The following is a 249-nucleotide window of genomic DNA, read 5'->3' on the forward strand; positions in this document are numbered from 1 at the left end:
ATTACTTGAGTATATCCGGCTTATGGTTCAGTACTTGGATCGCGTGATTGCCGGTGACATGACCGTTAATGCCAGTGACATGGAATTTACATTGCAAAACGGCCGGGAAGCAATGAACGAAAGAATTGCCGTATGTGCAGCGAGTCTGACTGAGCTGAGAGATAAATACGTCAGCTTTCTTGATGACAGCAAGGTGCAAAAAGGCGTATTTATAAGCGAAAACACTGAAGAGCGCACAGCTGTTTCTGA

1 protein-coding gene is annotated in these 249 nt (G+C 45.0%); it reads left to right on the top strand.

The genetic code is table 11. The features are described 5' to 3' along the window. A partial coding sequence (locus R0K30_RS22880) for a KS-MAT linker domain-containing protein (RefSeq protein WP_410613246.1) occupies nucleotides 1-249 on the top strand: 249 nt, incomplete at both ends.

Origin of the sequence: Bacillus sp. SIMBA_154 (genome assembly GCF_046536015.1) — a bacterium.
In the GTDB taxonomy this organism is placed as follows: domain Bacteria; phylum Bacillota; class Bacilli; order Bacillales; family Bacillaceae; genus Bacillus; species Bacillus pumilus_P.